Source organism: Deltaproteobacteria bacterium (genome assembly GCA_016874775.1).
GTDB lineage: Bacteria > Desulfobacterota > Binatia > Bin18 > Bin18 > VGTJ01.
This window is the reverse complement of record VGTJ01000008.1, coordinates 45,117-62,674: the sequence shown is the minus strand read 5'-3', so window position 1 is coordinate 62,674 and position 17,558 is coordinate 45,117. Positions and strand designations below refer to the sequence as shown.

The window sequence follows — 17,558 nt, the reverse complement described above, 5'->3', positions numbered from 1 at the left end:
AATTCCTGCTTCAACCGGCAAATAAGCGCTTCGTTTCTTTCTCCATCATTGCTCCTACTTACGGCAACTGCAGAATAAACTCCACGGCGGCTGTTAACTTAATGCCATTGCCCTGCCAGGGAGAGGGAATTTGAGAAGTTCTAGGAACGAAAAAGGGCGCAGCATGCTGCGCCCCTACTGACTACTGAATGCTGACTACTGGCTACTTCTTCCCCATTGCCTTCGCCATCGTCACACCCATTTCGGCTGGGCTTGGAATAATATGAGCGCCAGCCGCGCGTAAGGCTTTAATCTTCTCTGCAGCGGTTCCAGAACCACCAGCAATGATCGCACCGGCATGGCCCATGCGTTTGCCTTTGGGCGCGGTCTGTCCACCAATGAACGCAGCAACAGGCTTCGTCACATTCGCTTTGATGAAGGCTGCTGCATCTTCTTCAGCCGACCCACCGATCTCACCGATCATAACGATCCCCTCAGTTTGTGGGTCGTCTTGGAACATGCGCAACACATCAATGAAGTTGGTTCCGTTCACCGGGTCACCACCGATACCAACGCACGACGATTGCCCAATGTCCAGCTGAGTCAACTGATGCACGGCTTCGTAGGTGAGCGTTCCGCTGCGTGAGACGACACCAATGGTTCCTGGCTTATGAATGTACCCAGGCATAATGCCAATTTTGCATTCACCAGGAGTGATGACCCCAGGACAGTTCGGTCCGATCAGGCGCGAGTTTTTTCCTTGCATGTAACGCTTCACACGCACCATATCGAGCACGGGAATACCTTCGGTAATGCAAATGACCAGCGGCACTCCAGCATCGACCGATTCCATAATCGCATCAGCCGCAAACGGCGGCGGCACATAGATCACCGACGCATTGGCTCCAGTGCTCTTCACTGCCTGTTCGACGGTGTCGAAAATGGGAATGCCTTCAAAGTCGGTTCCACCACGACCAGGGGTCACCCCAGCCACCATCTGCGTTCCATATTCACGACAGGCACGTGTATGCAGCTGACCGGTTGCACCGGTGATACCTTGGGTCAGGACTTTTGTGTTCTTGTTAACGAGAATGCTCACAACCGCTCCTTGGGGCTGGGGGCTAGGGGTTGGGGGCTAGTTAAAATAGACAGAAGATTCCTCAGCTCGACGAAGTTCTTGTCGCTGTCTTTTTGATTTTTGCCTTTTGCCCTTTGCCTTTTGATTTTTGACTTTTCCTAATCCCCAATACTAATCGCTATCGCCCTTTGACCGCAGAGACAATCTTCTGCGCTGCATCAGCGAGGTCGTTGGCTGGGGTGATGTTGAGACCTGACTCAGCGAGTATCTTCTTCCCTTGTTCGACGTTAGTGCCTTCGAGTCTCACAACTAGTGGGACTGACAGCTTTACTTGTTTGGCGGCTTCCACCACACCAGTAGCGACGACATCACACCGCATGATGCCGCCAAAGATGTTGACCAACACGCCTTTGACGTTCTTGTCTGAGAGAATGATCTTGAAGGCTTCAGTAACTTTCTCCGTAGTTGCACCACCACCAACATCGAGGAAATTGGCTGGTTCAGCACCATAGAACTTAATGATGTCCATGGTCGCCATCGCCAACCCAGCGCCATTGACCATGCAACCGATATTGCCATCAAGCGCAATGTAGCTGAGGTCAAACTTTGAAGCCTCAACTTCTTTGGGATTCTCTTCGGTGATGTCACGCATCTCACGCAGATCAGCATGGCGGAACAGAGCGTTATCATCAAAGCCCATTTTTGCATCGAGAGCAACGAGATCGCCAGACTTGGTTAACACCAGCGGGTTGATCTCAACCATCGAAGCATCGCTGTCCATAAATGCGCGATACAGCGCCTTCATGAATCCCACGGCTTTATTGACCGAGTCTTTCGGCAACCCAAGCCCAAAGGCGAGTTGACGGCCTTGATAATCAGCAAGGCCCACGACCGGATCGATCGTCTCGCGCAAGATCTTCTCCGGCGAACGTGCCGCAACCTCTTCGATCTCCACACCACCTTCAGAACTAGCCATCATAGTGACACGATAGGTTGCACGGTCGATCACCATTCCCAGGTAGTATTCTTTGGCGATGTCACACCCTTGCTCGACAAAGACCTTCAGTACCTCTTTGCCTTCTGGTCCAGTCTGATGGGTCACTAACTTCTTTCCCAGAATGGCAGCAGCATGTTGTTTCGCTTCTTGCGGAGTCTTGGCGAGTTTGACACCACCCGCTTTACCTCGACCACCAGCGTGAATCTGCGCTTTCACAACACACAGCCCACCACCAAGCGCGTTCGCCGCAGACTCAGCTTCTTCTGCGGTCGTCGCAACTTTACCGTTCAGCACAGTCACGCCATATTTTCTGAGAATGTCTTTAGCTTGGTATTCATGAATATTCATACAGGGTCCTCACCGCCGGCAAGAGAGATAGGCAACGGAGCGTTCGAGCACTGCCCTTCTCTCTCCTAGATAGCAACAATAGTCGCTATCGCAACGATCATGATAAGCAACGCGATCCCATAACTGAGAAACGCGATCGGCCCAGCATACGCTCGCCATCCTGTGTCGTACAAAGTGTGACGAATACGATGCATGCAATGAAAAACAGGGACTGAAAACAACACGATTAAGTAGAGCTTTGCGATTGGATGAGAGAGCAGCGCATGGATTCGTTCATACGAGAACGTCTCCATCGGACCCCACCACCACGGAATCACAAATCCTAAGATGATAATGTGAATAGGCACGAGCATGGCGGCAATGACACCACCCTGTGAAAAGAGCGCCCACCAAAATGCTTCACCCCGAGATCTTGCTGCTGTCGCCATCGTTAGCTCCACGTCGCAATCAGAAAAATAACCACAGACACTGTCAGCCACCCTACATAGTTTGGCGCTATGAGAAACGCGTCAGCAATCTTCTCTTCCCCTTTTCGCACCACGATTGCCTTGGGTGTCAAATTGAAAAACGTACAGCTGTGAAAGCAGGCGGCAATCAAGGTCGCGAGGTGAAAAAAGAACGACCAGGGAGATGAGAGTCGCTGCAAAAAGGCATTGTAGGCTTCTGGTCCACGTGCCAGGCTGCACAAGAACCACAAGAAAATAAGCAAAAACGCGATGATAAACACCGAGGTGAGTTCTCGGTACATAACGAACCGATAGTTCGGATTTTTCAACCACCAGGTTGAAGGATTGATTGGCCGGCGATACGGCTCACTCATCGTGCCCCCCTTGGTGAAAGAATCGATGTCACGAGGTCGAGGGCTCCGCTGAGTTTTGCTTGCTGGATAGCGCCAGCCGGGTCGACATCTTTGGGGCACACCTCTGAACACTCGCCCACAAACGTGCACTCCCAGATGCCTTCGTGACGAAAGATCACATCGTGTCGCTGCTCTTGGCCTTGATCGCGTGAGTCAAGGTTATACCGTTGCGCCAGCGCGATGGCAGCTGGGCCGGTGAATTTCGGCTCAAGCCCATAGATTGGGCAGGCAGCATAGCATAACAAACAGTTAATACACATGCTGTACTGCTTAAATTTCGCCAGTTCAGCCGGACTTTGCAGATATTCGCCTTCAGCTACCGGTTTCTCTTCTTTGCGAACGATGAACGGCTTTACTTCTTTGAGCTTCGTGGCAAAGTCCGTAATGTTGACAATCAGGTCACGCTCGACCGGGAAATTCGCCAGCGGCTCAACACGCACCGGACCGGGATAGTAGTCTTTAAGGAAGGCCGCGCAGGTCAGTTTTGGCGTGCCGTTCACCATCATGCCGCAGCTGCCACAGACACCCATACGACAAGACCAGCGAAACGAGATGGAGCCGTCAACTTGATCTTTGAGATAGTTGAGCGCGTCCAGCACCACCCAGTCGTCGCGAAACGGAACACTATAGCTTTGGAAGACCGGCTCTTTTTCCGAGTCCGGTCGATAACGGAAAACCTCCAACGTAATCGTGCGCTCAACCATTATTTCTCTCCATACGTCCGTTCCGCCGGCGGAAAGTTCGTGATCACCACCTTGAGATAGTCAATACGCGGCGGTCCATCCGGAGTCCGATACGCCAGCGAATGCGCCAGATAGTTTTCATCATCGCGTTTCGGATAATCCGTGCGTTGATGCGAACCGCGCGACTCTTTACGATTCACTGCGCTGTGTGCCACTGCTTCAGCAATCTCGAGCATATTTTCCAGTTCAAGCACTGAGGTCAGCTCGGTATTGTAAGTGTTGCTGCGATCGTCGAGGATGACACCTGTGAAGCGATCCTTCAACTCTGCGAGCTTATCGCATGTCGCACGCAGCGGCGCTTCGAGACGATAAATACCCGCCCCTTCTTCCATGGTCTTCGTCATCTCGGTGCGAATGGTAGCAATCCGTTCTTTGCCACTCGTCTTGGCAATGAAATTCTTGCGTACCCGCTCTTGCTCGTCTTTGCCTTGTGCTTCAAGCGCGGCAGTATCAATCTTCTTCTGTTCTTTAGCAAACGCCACCGCACCTTGACCTGCGCGCGCGCCAAACACTAACAGTTCAGTAAGCGAGTTTGAGCCTAAGCGATTGGCGCCGTTGATACTGACACACGCAGTCTCACCAGCGGCAAACAACCCAGGAATCGAAGTTTCTGCGTCGATGTTTGTGTGTACGCCACCCATCATGTAGTGCACCACCGGACGCACGGGAATCGGCTCATAGACTGGATCGATACCAGCGTAGTTCTTTGCCAGTTCGCGCACGAACGGCAGCTTCTTCATGATTTTGTATTCCCCGAGATGGCGAATATCGAGATGGACAACGTCGCCATACGGCCCGTCAATAGTGTTGCCCTTATCACGCTCTTTCATGAAGCACTGCGAGAGTTTGTCGCGTGGTCCCAGTTCCATCTGGCGTAACTGCGGGTGACGAGGATCGTTAATCTCAAGCGGTTTGCCGAGGGCGTAATCCTGCAAATAGCGGTAGCCATTCTTATTGATGAGAATCCCACCTTCTCCACGAGCAGCTTCAGTAATTAGAATGCCTGTTCCAGGGAGACCCGTCGGATGGTACTGGACGAACTCCATATCTTTGAGGGCGGCACCAGCACGGTAGCACATCGCCATGCCATCACCCGTTTTGATCGCACCGTTAGTGGTAAACGGGAAGATACGACCGCCGCCACCAGTACAGACAATCACCGCTTTAGCGAGAATCGTTTGCATCAGCCCGCTGCGCATTTCAATTGCGGTGACCCCTTGGCAGCGACCATTTTCGACGAGCAATTTGGTGGCAAACCACTCATCGTACCGCTGGATGGATTCGTATTTGAGGGAAGTCTGAAACAGCGCATGGAGCAAGTGGAAGCCGGTCTTATCGGCAGCGAACCAGGTCCGTTCGATGCGCATACCGCCGAAGGGCCGGACAGCAACATGGCCATCTGGTTCACGGCTCCACGGACAGCCCCAATGCTCCAATTGGAGCAACTCTTTCGGCGCCGTCTTCACGAACATTTCGACGACATCCTGATCAGCCAACCAGTCTGCGCCGCTGATCGTGTCTCTCATGTGTTCGTCTAATGTATCGTTTTCTTTGATGACACCTGCGCTGCCACCTTCGGCAGCAACAGTGTGACTGCGCATCGGATACACCTTAGAAACAAGGGCGATATTGAGCTTTGGGTCGGCTTCAGCCGCGGCGATCGCGGCCCGCAACCCTGCTCCGCCACCGCCGATGATGAGGACATCATGCACGAGTGCCATGCCTATTCTTCAGCCTCCTCTTCTGGGCTTTCCTGGCTCGTCGGCTTCACAGGATCAGAAACTACGTGTGTGGGCAACCGGGGGCAAAATGCCAAAATTCATAGAACCTGTCTAGGGCTAATCCTCTTGCGCGTACTGCTTGCGTCCCTCTTCGTAGAGGTCAACCCCATGCGTATCGTCAATCACAATCACAGGAAAATCTTCTACCACCAGGCGGCGAATCGCCTCAGTGCCTAAATCTTCATAAGCGATAATTTCTGCGCTCTTGATGTACTTTGAGAGCAAAGCCCCAGTTCCACCAACTGCACCGAAGTAGACACATTTATGCCGCTTCATCGCATCTCGCACCGACATCGAGCGCGAGCCCTTGCCGATCATCCCTTTGAGGCCCAACGCCATCAGCTTCGGAGCGTAGGAATCCATACGTCCGCCGGTGGTTGGCCCGGCTGAACCAATCACCATACCGGGCTTTGGCGGTGTCGGACCAACGTAATAAATGATCTGTCCGCGCACATCGATGGGAAGCGGCTTCCCTTCATCAAGGAGATCAACAAGTCGTTTATGTGCAGCATCACGACCAGTGAGGATCACGCCGGAAAGACGGACACGATCACCAGCATGCAAGCTAGCAACAATCTCGTCGGAGAGGGGGGTTGTGAGTTTTCGAACTTCGTCACCTGCCATGCGCGTCGCTCCTTATAACACAGCTTCTTTATGGCGATGGGCATGACATTCGATCGTCACTGCCACCGGTAGACTCGTGATATGACACGGATACGTATTGATATGAATCGCAAATGCCGTCGTATCACCGCCGTATCCTTGCGGACCGATGCCCAACTTGTTGGCCTTGGTGAGTAGCTCTTGTTCGAGGGTCTGTAACTCAGCACTCGGGTTCGGTTCGCCAATGCCACGAAAGAGCGCACGCTTCGAGAGTAACGCCGCCTTCTCAAAGGTGCCACCGATACCGACACCGGCAATCAACGGTGGGCAGGCGTCTGGGCCAGCGGTCTTGATGCACTCAATCACGAAGTTCTTCGCGCCTTCGATACCTTCAGCCGGAGTACACATTTTGTATTTACTGCGATTCTCACAGCCACCACCTTTGGCCATGACCATCAGCGTCAATTTGTCACCAGGAACGATTTGCGTGTGGACAATCGCTGGCGTGTTGTCCCCAGTATTCTTGCGGTTAAATGGGTCACCTACGATCGATGCACGCAAGTAGCCTTCTTTGTACCCCTTGCGTACGCCCTCGTTGATCGCATCTTCTAAGAAACCACCAGTGATATGCACATCTTGCCCAATGTCGGCAAAGCAGATCACAAAGCCGGTATCTTGGCAGTACGGCAATCGCTGCGTCCGCGAAATCTGGGCATTCTCTTTGATCATCTCCAACGCACTACGGCCCGCAGGAGAGCGCTCCTTGCTGAGGGCGTTGTCAAACGCATTCAGCATGTCGTCGCCAAGAACAAAGTTGGCTTCCATACACAGCTGAATGATGGTGTCGGTAATTTTTTGCGTTTCAATCGTTCGCATAAGACTCTTCTCTTTGTCAGCAAACAAAGCGTGATACGTAAAACGTAATGCGTAACCACACCGCCTCTTCTTTTACGTTGTACATATCTACGTTTCATGTCTTAACCTTGTACTCTTTTCTCCAAGCCTCACAAGTTGGGACACGGTAAAATCGGCACATCATTTTTATTAGCGACAATTATCGTCCACCGTTACGCAGCAGCCAACACCTTATCCATCGCCGTCACCAGTTCTTGCACGTGACTGACAGACACTTGCATTTCCTGCTTTTCTTTGTCGCTGAGCTTCAACTCGACCACTTTCTCGATCCCACCAGCACCAATCACCACCGGAACGCCAAAGTAGACACCGCTAATGCCGTACTCGCCTTCGAGATAGGCCGCGCACGGAAGAATTTGTTTCTTATCGAACAGATAGGCCTCTGCCATTTGAATCGCAGCAGAAGCTGGCGAGTAGAACGCTGAGCCAGTCTTTAACAACGCCACAATCTCGCCACCAGCCTGACGGGTACGTTGCTCGATTTCGTCTAAACGTTTTGCAGGAATCAGTTGATCGACGGGTTGGCCACCGACTTGGCAGTAACTGCGAACCGGCACCATATCGTCGCCGTGGCCGCCGAGCACCATTGCCGTAACATTACGTACTGAAACGTTCAGTTCGTTGGCAATGAACGTGCGATAGCGTGACGAATCGAGTACTCCAGCCTGGCCGACGACTCTATTCTTCGGGAACTTCGTCAGCCGTTTGCACAAGGTCACCATTGCATCCAACGGGTTGGTGATAACGATCACAAACGCATTGGGAGCATATTTCGCGATGCTCTCAGAGACGTCCTTCATGATTTTGCAGTTAATACCGAGAAGATCATCACGGCTCATACCAGGCTTACGGGCCACACCAGCAGTGACAATACAAACATCTGCACCTGCCACATCTTCATATTTCGTCGTGCCTTTAAGACTGATGTCATAGCCTTCGATCGGAGCAGCTTCGAGAATGTCGAGGGCTTTTCCTTGAGGAAGGCCATCAACTACGTCAAAGAGGACAACGTCGCCTAATTGCTTGAGAGCACACAGGTGAGCCAAAGTTCCACCAATATTACCAGCGCCGATGAGAGCAATTTTCTTTCGTGCCATGTGTATATATTCTCCAGAACGTTAACTTATGGATGGAAAAAAAGACTTGTAAAGAGTGGGAAACTCTGCAACTTCTAAGTTTCCTGAAAGACTGGGGAAAGATGCCAAAATCTACCCAATTTGTCTAGGGCACGGGAACACTAGGGAGTCTTGCAGTGGCAAAATGTTCGCAGTTCGTAGCGCGCGCTATGCGCACGAAAGAGCGTGTCGAGAATTCGTGGCGCGTACGAGAGACACGATGCTCCATCATAGCGCCATATTCGCGCGCGCACGCTACCCGAGGGCCCAATGAGCGAGTGGAGTTTTGCGGGACCTACGAGGTCCGCTTGAGCACCGCCTCTGGTGGTCGAACATACGAGGGAACTAGTGTGGCAATGTCGTCAGCGTCACTACGAGACAATCGTCGCCACGCTAATTTAGCAACGACAGCGCCACGGGGATGATAGGTCTCAAATGGTAGCAGATGGGCACGGTCGCTACAGTGTTCCCGGATCGCTTCCCCATAGGTTTCGACTCCGTCTCCGAGAAAAAGGCACGGGGCTGAAATCTGCTCTAATACAGATTTCAATGTCGAAACCTGGGCGGACCGTACTGGCGCAATCTCGCCACTCGCACTGCGGTAAAAAAGTGCGGTATAGACTTCGCGTTTGCGTGCATCGAGAATTGGACAGACGAGCCCTGCCCAATCACTCACTGTATAAGCGAGCGCCTCTAGCGTGGGAATTCCAGCAACCGGCTGGCCCGTCGCATACGCTAAGCCTTTGACCGTCCCTAGCGCGATGCGCAGTCCGGTAAACGACCCTGGACCGATTGCAACACCGATCCCTTCAATGTCTGGTAAAGTCACCTGCGCTTGGGCAAGCACTTCAGCGATCAGCGGTAAAAGTGTTTCGGTGTGATTGGAGGTCGCCCGAGTCGAGGCTTCGGCTAAGACTTCTTCACCACGTGTGATACCGACGCTGGCGATTTGGGTGGCGGTATCAAGGCCGAGGAGGAGCATGAAAAATCAATTAAGAATGAAAAATTAAAAATGCAAAATGAAGAATGAACAAGGCGCATTCTTGCCCTCCACTTTTCATTTTTAATTCTTAATTTTTCATTGGCTTTGCCATATTATCCCATCACAATCCGTGCGATGTCGTTGTACATCACAAAGACGATGAGGGTGATGATGACCAAAAAACCAAAGCTCAGTGCCATTTCCCGCGAACGCATGCTGGGTGGACGTCCGAGGAGGCCTTCAATCGTGAAGAACATCAGGTGGCCACCATCAAGAATCGGGATCGGCAGCAAGTTAAACACGGCAAGATTCACATTAATAATCGCAGCAAAACGTAGGAGATAGTCGAGTCCAAGCTTCGCTTGCCGCCCAGCTTCTTGCGCAATAAGGATCGGCCCACCAAGTTCTTTGGGCGAGACGTTTCCTGTCACGAGCATCAAGAGATTCTGAAAAATTAACTTGGTCCACGCCCAGGTCTCTTGCGCCGCAACACTGAGCGCTCGACCAAAGGACACTTCCTCAACTTTTGAGTCTGCCGTAATACCAATGGCATAGCGTGAAGCGCCAGTTGTCGGATCATCACGCGATTCTGGAGTCACCGTTAGTTCTGCTGTACCCCCATCCTTCTTTTTGACGGACAGCACGACAGGGTTTCCCTGGCTCTGCTGAATCTTGTCGGCCAATTCTTTCCAGGTGGTCACAGGTGCGCCAGCGACACTGAGCACCTCATCTCCCTTTTCTATGCCAGCTTTGGCCGCAGGGAGATTTGGGACGGTCCCACCAATGCGCGGCAGATCGAGCGGGACGTGCAACCCAAAACTCATAAACAGGACAACAAAGATGATGAAGGCCCAGACGATATTTGAAAAAGGTCCGGCAAAGACGATGAGAAAGCGCCGTGGGAGAGATTTATGCGAGAAGGATTTTTCAATGTCGATCGGGGTTCCGCCTTCCTCTTGCTGCTCCTCCCCAACCATCTTCACATAGCCACCAAGAGGAATCGCACTCAATTGATACTCAGTGTCGCCGACTTGTTTGCCGAAGATTTTTGGGCCAAATCCGAGCGAGAACCGTTCAACACCAACGCCAACCGCTTTCGCCGCAAGAAAATGGCCTAATTCATGGACAAAGATAATCAGCCCAAACACGATAATGACTTGTATAATGACAATTGGATCCATGATTTCCCCTATTCCTCTCTCATAGGTGAGAGTCTAGGCTGACAACGTAATATAGTAATAGAGCATGGCTGAGGGAAAAAGCAAACTATCGACTCGATCAAGGACACCGCCATGGCCGGGAAAAATATGACCCGAATCCTTCGCCCCACATGCTCGTTTAATCGCAGACTCACACAAATCACCAACTTGAGCAACACTCCCTAGGCCCAAGGCTATACATAAGAGTTCAACGAGCGTCTGGTCAGGAAGAAGCCACAACCAGGCTCCGATCGCTGCACCGCAGTTGCCAAGGTATGCCCCAAGACTCCCCTCAACAGTCTTTCCTGGACTGATATGTGGAAGCAGTTTACGTGATCCCCATATGCGTCCCACAGCATACGCCGCCGAATCGCCAAGCATCACGGCCAAGAGCAGAAAGAACACCCACCATCGCCCGTTCGGTACTTCCCCTAGCCATATGAGATGCGGCAGGAGGAAACCAACATACACGACCCCAAGCAATGACAAACTGACGTCAACAAGGCCACGTTCAGGTTGGTGATTACGCAACGCCAGAGCGAAGACAACGAACAGCCCCAACAACAACACCGTGACACTCAAAGAGAGGGAAGATGCTGTCATGGTTACCGCAACCGCAAGTCCCCACCCGACCCCAACCGCAGATGGCAATGATGACAAGGGACGTGTCAGCGAGAAATACTCCCACAGCCCGATCCCCGTTAAGAGCAGAATCGCCGTAGCAAAAAGCCACGAGGGAGACCAACAGACTAAGAGAATTAATAGCGGGACACCGACGGCAGCAGTAAGAAGGCGGTCACGCAACACAATGGTGATTAACGCGTTGCTCGTCTCGGTTCAGTAGCGGTTTGTTGTTCAGCAGTACGGCCAAAACGCCGCTCGCGGTTCTGGTAGTTCGCAAGCGCTCGGAGGAATTCGTCACGCGTAAAATCTGGCCATAACGTGTCTGTCACATATAGTTCAGTATACGCCAATTGCCAGAGTAAAAAATTACTCAACCGAAATTCCCCACTCGTACGAATCAGAAAATCAGGATCAGGAATATCAGCGGTCCACAACGCCTGGGTGAAATGCTGTTCCGTTATGTCTTGGGGAGCCAGTTCACCTCTTTGGACGGCAAGGGCAAGCGTGCGCGTGGCTTGAATGATTTCTTCGCGGGCGCCATAACTGAGCGCAAGGATCACTGTGAGTCCAATGTTGTTACGCGTCGCCGTCATCACGTTGTCGAGTGAATCGCGGACCTTTGCAGGTAAGCGATCCAAGTCACCAACCGCACGAAGGCGGACATTCTTTCGTATCATTTGTGGCAGTTCGCTACGCAAATAGCGTTGCAGCAGTGCCATCAAGGCTCGTACTTCTGTTGGTGGACGCTGCCAGTTCTCCGTTGAAAACGCGTAGAGGGTAACGTAGTCGATACCGATTTCCCGACAAGTCTCGACGACCGTTTCGACAGCTTCTCGCCCACGCTTATGGCCTTCCACGCGACCAAGGCTCCGGCGCTGCGCCCAGCGTCCGTTTCCATCCATAATAATGGCGACGTGCCGAGGGAGGCGGTCTTTTTCTAGACCGTCGTTAATAGTGTTAGAAGGAGAAAGAGAGCGCGTCACAGAGAAGGTATGGTAAAACCACGTGAATGGTTAAACAGCCATGAGTTCGTCCTCTTTTGTTTTGAGGACTTTGTCAATCTTATCGATGTATTCGTCAGTTAATTTTTGTATTCGGTCCTGTGTTGTACGCACCTCATCTTCGGTAATTTGTTTATCTTTTTGCAATTTTTTTATGCGCTCATTCGCATCGCGGCGATGATTACGTGTTGATACGCGGTAATCCTCCCCCACCTTATTGACGTGACGCACGAGCTCTTTCCGCCGTTCTTCCGTCAGTTGCGGAATCGGCACGCGAATGACTTTGCCATCATTCACCGGCGTCAGCCCCAGATCAGACTGTAGGATCGCCTTCTCTATGACATTCATGACGCTTTTATCGTACGGCTGAATGACCAACAGACGAGGCTCAGGCGCGGATAGCGCCGCAAGTTGGTTGAGAGGAGACTTGTTACCGTAGTATTCAACGAGAAGCCCCTCAATCAACGCAGTGGATGCTCGACCAGTGCGGACTTTGGTGAGTTCTTTCCGCAACCCAGCGAGTGTTTGCTCCATCTCTTTTTTTACGGCATCAACGACCTGGGCATTCATGAACGACCTCCATGTACCAAGGTTCCTACCGGTTCACCAAACACAGCGCGCCTAATGTTCCCTGGCTCAAGCAGGCTAAAGACCAAAATCGGCAATTGGTTATCCATACACAAGGAAATGGCTGTCGAGTCCATCACCTTGAGGTTCTGCTGTAAGACCTCGATGTACGTCAGTTTCTGGTATCGTTTGGCATTTGGCACCTTCATTGGGTCAGCATCGTAAATGCCATCAACTTTCGTCGCCTTGAAGATGATCTCTGCCTCGATTTCCATCGCCCGAAGGCTTGCTGCAGTATCGGTAGTAAAATAGGGATTCCCAGTTCCTGCAGCAAAAATCACCACACGCCGCTTCTCTAAGTGACGCGTTGCACGTCGACGAATGTAGGGCTCTGCCACTTGTGTAATCGTCAACGCTGACATCACCCGCGTGGGAGTCCCGAGTTGCTCCAAAGCCTCCTGCATCGCCAGGCTGTTGATAACCGTAGCGAGCATTCCCATGTAGTCACCAGTAGCACGGCCCATCCCTTTGGCACTGGCAGCCACACCACGAAAAATGTTGCCTCCACCGACAACTACTGCGACTTCACAACCAGAGTCATGAACTTCCTTTACCTCATGCGCAACACGCGAGAGCATGTCTTCTTCAATGCCGTATCCGAAGTCTCCGGCAAGTGCTTCCCCACCGATCTTCAACAAGATACGTCGATAACGAGGTGACGCAGTGGTCATTCTGCTTGTCCGGCAGCGCCGTCTCCTTCGCCAATCTGGAAGCGTGCAAACCGACGCACGACAACGTTTTCTCCAGTACGAGCAACGACTTCTTTGATGAGCTGCTCTACCGTCTTCCCCGGCTCCCGGATAAATGGCTGTTCCAGGAGACAGATGTCGCTGTAAAACTTCTCCATCTTGCCTTCGACAATACGATCAATAACTGCCGCAGGCTTACCAGACTCCAACGTCTGCGTGCGATAGATTTCTCGCTCACGCTGTTTTTCGACGTCAGAGACTTCCTCACGACGCACGTACCGAGGATTCGCCGCTGCCACCTGCATGGCAATATCCTTCACTAGCTTTTGGAACTCTTCTGTGCGAGCAACAAAATCGGTCTCACAGTTGACTTCTATCAACACACCGATTTTTCCGCCACCATGAATGTATGACCCCACCACTCCTTGCGCGGCTGCTCGCCCAGCCCTCTTTGCTGCAGCGGCAAGTCCTTTCTCACGCAGATAATCAATCGCTTTTTCGATATTCCCGCTGCTCTCGCTGAGCGCTTTCTGGCAATCAACTACTCCAGCGCCAGTTCGCTCTCGTAGCTCTTTGATCTGGGCCATCGAGGTAGATTTTTCACTCATGCCGCACCTCCCTGCTCGTCAACGGAGGGAGCCTCTCCTTCCGACGGACGGGCATCAACTTGAGTGTCTCGTCCTTCTCCCTGCTGCCGTTCGTCGTACGTCGTTTTACCTTCCAGTACAGCCTCTGCAATGACGTTGGTAAACAAGCGAATCGCCCGAATCGCGTCATCGTTCCCAGGCACTTTGTGCGATACGACATCAGGATCACAGTTCGTATCAACAGGCGCAACGACCGGGATCCCGAGCTTATTCGCTTCTTTCACTGCGATTTCTTCTTTTTTGGTGTCAACGACAAACAGCGCATCAGGCAGTTTCCGCATGTTCTTGATACCACCAAGCGCAGCCATCAGCTTATCGCGTTCCCGACTCATGCCAAGAATTTCACGTTTTGTGAGTGCATCGGCAACCGACGGATTCTCCAGCATTTCTTCAAGCTTCTTTAAGCGCTCAATCGACTTACGAATGGTCTGGAAGTTCGTCAGCATACCACCCGGCCAACGATCATTGACGAAAAACATGCCACACCGTTCTGCCTCTTCACGGACAACTTCTTGGGCTTGCTTTTTGGTGCCAACAAACAGAAATTGTCCGCCCTGCGAGGCAAGGTCGCGTACAAATGAGCAGACCTCGCGCAGCATGCCTACCGTCTGTTGCAGATCGATGATGTGAATGCCGTTGCGTGCACCAAAAATGAAGGGTTTCATCTTTGGGTCCCACCGACTAGTCTGATGTCCAAAATGGACTCCAGCCTCAAGGAGTTGCTTAATCGTCACCTCGGCCATGAATCCTGCCTTTCTCTTAATACGTACTTGTTAGCATGTTACGGAATAACTGGGCGATTTTTGTAGCAAAAGGGGGTAGTCTTTGCAACGCACAGTCATCGTTACTGGTTCATCGACTCAAGGAATTCTTGATTGTTCTTGGTTCCTTGCATCTTATCCATGAGAAATTCCATTGCCTCAACCGTGTTCAATTGCGAGAGCAGTTTGCGCAAAATCCACACGCGGTTGATCACTTCACGAGGCAATAAGAGTTCCTCTTTTCGGGTTCCAGAGCGGTTAATATCAAGCGCTGGGAATATGCGCTTATCCATCAAGCGGCGGTCCAGATGGATTTCCATGTTGCCGGTCCCTTTGAACTCTTCAAAGATCACTTCATCCATCCGGCTCCCAGTATCAATGAGGGCGGTGCCTAGAATAGTGAGGCTTCCACCATCTTCGATGTTCCGAGCTGCGCCAAAGAATTTCTTTGGTCCACGGAGAGCGTTGGCATCCACACCACCCGATAGGAGTTTCCCACTGGGAGGAACGACCGCATTATAGGCACGCGCGAGACGGGTAATACTGTCAAGCAGCACCACAACATCCCGCCCATGCTCAACCAAACGTTTCGCTTTTTCTATGACCATCTCAGCGACTTGGACGTGACGGGTGGCTGGTTCGTCGAATGTCGAACTCACAACCTCTGCACGTACACTACGCTGCATGTCCGTCACTTCTTCTGGCCGTTCGTCAATGAGCAGGACAATAAGAATCACCTCTTTGTGATTCTGCGCGATCCCATGCGCAATGCTCTGCAGCATCATGGTTTTCCCGGTACGCGGGGCAGCAACGATGAGGCCCCGTTGCCCTTTGCCGATCGGCGTCAGCAAGTCGATAATGCGCGCAGTGTACTCCTCAGGGCCATGTTCTAACCTGAGGTGCTCCTGTGGATAGAGCGGCGTTAAGTTGTCGAAGAGGATTTTCTCGCGCGCTTTCTCAGGTTCCTCGTAATTGGTCGCCTCGACTTTCAGGAGGGCAAAATAGCGTTCCCCCTCTTTTGGTGGACGAATCTGCCCGGCGACAACATCACCAGTACGGAGATTGAAACGGCGAATTTGGCTGGGTGAGACGTAAATGTCATCCGGTCCTGGGAGGTAGTTGTAATCCGGTGACCGGAGAAAACCGAACCCATCGGAGAGAATCTCCAGTACCCCCTCTCCATAAATGAAGCCACTTCGTTCGGCTTGCGCCTGAAGAATAGCAAAGATGAGGTCTTGCTTGCGAAGACTTGAGGCGCCGTCGACGTTGAAGTCACGGGCAATTTGTGCAAGCTCACTAATCTTCTTCTCTTTAAGAGCTTTCAGATTAAGACCGTCTTCTTCTTCGGCCACATCGACCCGGACTTCTCTAGGCTCGCCGGTCTCTGCTTTTGTGGACGTCCGACCCATGCAGATATTCCTCCCTTTGCGCGATGCACTTGAACACGATCCTGGAGCTTACCCTCCACTCCAAAGAGGCCTTGCTATAAGACAGCGACATTGGGCGATAATAGTCGGGAATTAAAAGCGACCAGAAGGCGCTCAATACGCTGCTGAGAAAGGAAAAAAAGTGGTGAGAGAATTCTTCCGATCAAGTGCTACGAAATCGTGTTTTACGTTACTAAATTCCCTTCCTACTGTCAATGACAATGTTGTCAGGTGAATCAGTTTCCACCGTGGGTTTTTCACTGCCGCGAAACAAATTCACAAGCGCAGCAAAATCCTCTGGATATGGAGCGCGAATCGAGAGTTGCGTTTGCAACACCGGGTGGCGGAACATGAGGCTCACCGCATGGAGCGCCTGGCGAGAAAAAGACAACACGGCCTCTGCGACCTGCTGAGGGTGAGAGCGGGCCCCATATACGGGATCGCCGACAATCGGATGCCCAATCGCTGCCAAATGCACTCGCAGTTGGTGTGTACGACCAGTTTCTAAGCGCAGTTGGATGAGAGAAAGATGGGGAATTTCATGCAAAACCTGATAGTGGCTTACTGCCATGCGTCCGTTACGAACTTGCACCGCCATCTTCTTGCGATCGACCGGATGACGACCAACCGATAAAGCAATCGTTCCAGTTCGCGGTAGGAGGTGCTTCCATACTACCGCCAGATACGTTTTCTTTATCTGTCGTTCCTTGAACTGTCGTGCTAAGGCTTCTTGCGTCTTCGTATCTTTGGCAATCAATAAAACCCCGGAGGTATCTTTGTCCAGGCGATGAACGATTCCTGGGCGAAAGGCTCCAGGGGTACTTTCCCATCCCCATCGCGCAAGAAGTGCATTGACGACAGTTCCCGACCATTGTCCTGGAGCAGGATGCACCACCATACCGGCAGGTTTGTTAAGCGCGACAAGGAATTCATCTTCGTAGAGGATATCAAGTGGAATGTCTTGCGCTACCGCAGCAGCCGGAGGATCGTCGAAGGGCTGAACCTCGACCAAATCTCCGTCATGCAGGATATACCCCGCTTTTGGCACCGTACCAGCAATACGGATGCACTCATGTTCAAGCAGCATCTTGACGTGAGAGCGTGAGGTCGACAGCAATTCCGCAAGCGCGCGATCCAGGCGTTGACCAGTCCATTGCGCAGGAATCACAAGTTGTTGCATATC

At 52.0% G+C, this 17,558-nt stretch carries 19 protein-coding genes; all 19 read right to left on the bottom strand.

The window, feature by feature from the left end:
• Positions 1–202: 202 nt before the first annotated feature.
• Positions 203–1,078 carry a succinate--CoA ligase subunit alpha gene (gene sucD, locus FJ147_02420; GenBank protein MBM4254733.1) on the bottom strand — a complete coding sequence of 292 codons (876 nt, stop codon included), beginning with the start codon at positions 1,076–1,078 and terminating at the stop codon, positions 203–205.
• A gap of 157 nt (positions 1,079–1,235) precedes the next feature.
• Positions 1,236–2,402 carry an ADP-forming succinate--CoA ligase subunit beta gene (gene sucC, locus FJ147_02415; GenBank protein ID MBM4254732.1) on the bottom strand — a complete coding sequence of 389 codons (1,167 nt, stop codon included), beginning with the start codon at positions 2,400–2,402 and terminating at the stop codon, positions 1,236–1,238.
• A 65-nt stretch (positions 2,403–2,467) separates the two neighbouring features.
• Positions 2,468–2,830: a fumarate reductase subunit D gene (locus FJ147_02410; protein ID MBM4254731.1), complete on the bottom strand. Its 363-nt coding sequence runs from the start codon at positions 2,828–2,830 to the stop codon at positions 2,468–2,470.
• A 2-nt stretch (positions 2,831–2,832) separates the two neighbouring features.
• Positions 2,833–3,222: a fumarate reductase subunit C gene (locus tag FJ147_02405; protein MBM4254730.1), complete on the bottom strand. Its 390-nt coding sequence runs from the start codon at positions 3,220–3,222 to the stop codon at positions 2,833–2,835.
• Complete coding sequence (locus tag FJ147_02400; protein ID MBM4254729.1) at positions 3,219–3,965, bottom strand: succinate dehydrogenase/fumarate reductase iron-sulfur subunit; 747 nt, start codon at positions 3,963–3,965, stop codon at positions 3,219–3,221. The genes FJ147_02405 and FJ147_02400 overlap by 4 nt, the downstream gene beginning before the upstream one ends.
• Complete coding sequence (frdA, locus tag FJ147_02395; GenBank protein ID MBM4254728.1) at positions 3,965–5,725, bottom strand: fumarate reductase (quinol) flavoprotein subunit; 1,761 nt, start codon at positions 5,723–5,725, stop codon at positions 3,965–3,967. The genes FJ147_02400 and frdA overlap by 1 nt, the downstream gene beginning before the upstream one ends.
• Before the next feature lie 117 nt (positions 5,726–5,842).
• On the bottom strand, positions 5,843–6,409 hold the full coding sequence (locus tag FJ147_02390) for a Fe-S-containing hydro-lyase (GenBank protein MBM4254727.1): 567 nt from the start codon (positions 6,407–6,409) through the stop codon (positions 5,843–5,845).
• A 12-nt stretch (positions 6,410–6,421) separates the two neighbouring features.
• Positions 6,422–7,264 (bottom strand): fumarate hydratase, encoded by an 843-nt coding sequence (locus tag FJ147_02385; GenBank protein MBM4254726.1) that lies wholly within the window; start codon positions 7,262–7,264, stop codon positions 6,422–6,424.
• Positions 7,265–7,455: 191 nt separating this feature from the next.
• Positions 7,456–8,400: a malate dehydrogenase gene (mdh, locus tag FJ147_02380; protein ID MBM4254725.1), complete on the bottom strand. Its 945-nt coding sequence runs from the start codon at positions 8,398–8,400 to the stop codon at positions 7,456–7,458.
• Positions 8,401–8,713: 313 nt separating this feature from the next.
• Positions 8,714–9,400, bottom strand: a complete 687-nt coding sequence (tsaB, locus tag FJ147_02375) for a tRNA (adenosine(37)-N6)-threonylcarbamoyltransferase complex dimerization subunit type 1 TsaB (protein ID MBM4254724.1) — start codon at positions 9,398–9,400, stop codon at positions 8,714–8,716.
• A 113-nt stretch (positions 9,401–9,513) separates the two neighbouring features.
• Entirely contained in the window at positions 9,514–10,581 is a 1,068-nt protein-coding gene (rseP, locus tag FJ147_02370; GenBank protein ID MBM4254723.1) for an RIP metalloprotease RseP, read from the bottom strand.
• A 33-nt stretch (positions 10,582–10,614) separates the two neighbouring features.
• The gene (locus tag FJ147_02365; GenBank protein ID MBM4254722.1) at positions 10,615–11,415 is read right to left on the bottom strand and encodes a phosphatidate cytidylyltransferase; all 801 of its coding nucleotides are present in this window, start codon (positions 11,413–11,415) and stop codon (positions 10,615–10,617) included.
• Complete coding sequence (locus FJ147_02360; GenBank protein MBM4254721.1) at positions 11,415–12,206, bottom strand: isoprenyl transferase; 792 nt, start codon at positions 12,204–12,206, stop codon at positions 11,415–11,417. The genes FJ147_02365 and FJ147_02360 overlap by 1 nt, the downstream gene beginning before the upstream one ends.
• Before the next feature lie 30 nt (positions 12,207–12,236).
• Entirely contained in the window at positions 12,237–12,794 is a 558-nt protein-coding gene (locus FJ147_02355; protein MBM4254720.1) for a ribosome recycling factor, read from the bottom strand.
• Positions 12,791–13,522, bottom strand: coding sequence for a UMP kinase (locus tag FJ147_02350; protein MBM4254719.1), 732 nt, complete (start codon positions 13,520–13,522; stop codon positions 12,791–12,793). The genes FJ147_02355 and FJ147_02350 overlap by 4 nt, the downstream gene beginning before the upstream one ends.
• On the bottom strand, positions 13,519–14,148 hold the full coding sequence (gene tsf, locus FJ147_02345; protein MBM4254718.1) for a translation elongation factor Ts: 630 nt from the start codon (positions 14,146–14,148) through the stop codon (positions 13,519–13,521). Before tsf ends, FJ147_02350 begins: the two co-directional genes overlap by 4 nt.
• Positions 14,145–14,930 carry a 30S ribosomal protein S2 gene (rpsB, locus tag FJ147_02340; protein MBM4254717.1) on the bottom strand — a complete coding sequence of 262 codons (786 nt, stop codon included), beginning with the start codon at positions 14,928–14,930 and terminating at the stop codon, positions 14,145–14,147. The genes tsf and rpsB overlap by 4 nt, the downstream gene beginning before the upstream one ends.
• Positions 14,931–15,031: 101 nt before the next feature.
• Positions 15,032–16,357, bottom strand: a complete 1,326-nt coding sequence (locus FJ147_02335) for a transcription termination factor Rho (protein ID MBM4254716.1) — start codon at positions 16,355–16,357, stop codon at positions 15,032–15,034.
• Between the two features lie 211 nt (positions 16,358–16,568).
• On the bottom strand, positions 16,569–17,555 hold the full coding sequence (locus FJ147_02330) for an RluA family pseudouridine synthase (GenBank protein ID MBM4254715.1): 987 nt from the start codon (positions 17,553–17,555) through the stop codon (positions 16,569–16,571).
• Positions 17,556–17,558 lie beyond the last annotated feature (3 nt).

Bases quoted from the DNA above. Each gene is read 5' to 3' on its own strand.
- FJ147_02330 (MBM4254715.1), bottom strand. From the start codon at position 17,555: ATGCAACAACTTGTGATTCCTGCGCAATGGACTGGTCAACGCCTGGAT.
- rpsB (MBM4254717.1), bottom strand. From the start codon at position 14,930: ATGGCCGAGGTGACGATTAAGCAACTCCTTGAGGCTGGAGTCCATTTT.
- tsaB (MBM4254724.1), bottom strand. From the start codon at position 9,400: ATGCTCCTCCTCGGCCTTGATACCGCCACCCAAATCGCCAGCGTCGGT.
- tsf (MBM4254718.1), bottom strand. From the start codon at position 14,148: ATGAGTGAAAAATCTACCTCGATGGCCCAGATCAAAGAGCTACGAGAG.
- FJ147_02335 (MBM4254716.1), bottom strand. From the start codon at position 16,357: ATGGGTCGGACGTCCACAAAAGCAGAGACCGGCGAGCCTAGAGAAGTC.
- sucC (MBM4254732.1), bottom strand. From the start codon at position 2,402: ATGAATATTCATGAATACCAAGCTAAAGACATTCTCAGAAAATATGGC.
- FJ147_02355 (MBM4254720.1), bottom strand. From the start codon at position 12,794: ATGAATGCCCAGGTCGTTGATGCCGTAAAAAAAGAGATGGAGCAAACA.
- FJ147_02385 (MBM4254726.1), bottom strand. From the start codon at position 7,264: ATGCGAACGATTGAAACGCAAAAAATTACCGACACCATCATTCAGCTG.
- mdh (MBM4254725.1), bottom strand. From the start codon at position 8,400: ATGGCACGAAAGAAAATTGCTCTCATCGGCGCTGGTAATATTGGTGGA.
- frdA (MBM4254728.1), bottom strand. From the start codon at position 5,725: ATGGCACTCGTGCATGATGTCCTCATCATCGGCGGTGGCGGAGCAGGG.
- FJ147_02400 (MBM4254729.1), bottom strand. From the start codon at position 3,965: ATGGTTGAGCGCACGATTACGTTGGAGGTTTTCCGTTATCGACCGGAC.
- FJ147_02350 (MBM4254719.1), bottom strand. From the start codon at position 13,522: ATGACCACTGCGTCACCTCGTTATCGACGTATCTTGTTGAAGATCGGT.
- FJ147_02405 (MBM4254730.1), bottom strand. From the start codon at position 3,222: ATGAGTGAGCCGTATCGCCGGCCAATCAATCCTTCAACCTGGTGGTTG.
- FJ147_02390 (MBM4254727.1), bottom strand. From the start codon at position 6,409: ATGGCAGGTGACGAAGTTCGAAAACTCACAACCCCCCTCTCCGACGAG.
- FJ147_02410 (MBM4254731.1), bottom strand. From the start codon at position 2,830: ATGGCGACAGCAGCAAGATCTCGGGGTGAAGCATTTTGGTGGGCGCTC.
- rseP (MBM4254723.1), bottom strand. From the start codon at position 10,581: ATGGATCCAATTGTCATTATACAAGTCATTATCGTGTTTGGGCTGATT.